At 68.7% G+C, this 284-nt stretch carries 1 protein-coding gene; it reads right to left on the bottom strand.

Annotated features, from left to right (window positions below):
• Positions 1-284 (bottom strand): response regulator transcription factor (locus G3N93_RS41355; protein WP_206135676.1); only part of this gene is annotated, 284 nt, incomplete at both ends.

The raw sequence follows: 284 nt of genomic DNA on the forward strand, positions 1-284 counted from the left end.
TCTCGGCCAGCACGCGCTGGATGTGCTCCCATTCGAGCCGGTCGACCGACAGCACGACCGGATTCTCGAGCGCTTCGTCGGCCTGCACTTCGGTCGCGTTGGTCTGCAGCGCGGCCAGGATCGACTCGACGTTCGCGGGCTTCGCGAGATAGTTGTCGGCGCCCTCCTTCACCGCCTGCACGGCGGTCGCGATGCTCGCGTAGCCGGTCAGCACCAGGATCCGCGCATCGGGCTGCAGGTCGCACAGCGGCGCGATCAGGCTCAGGCCCGAATCCTCGCCGAGC

The sequence above is a fragment of the Burkholderia sp. Se-20378 genome (assembly GCF_017104665.1).
Taxonomy (GTDB): Bacteria; Pseudomonadota; Gammaproteobacteria; order Burkholderiales; family Burkholderiaceae; genus Burkholderia; species Burkholderia lata.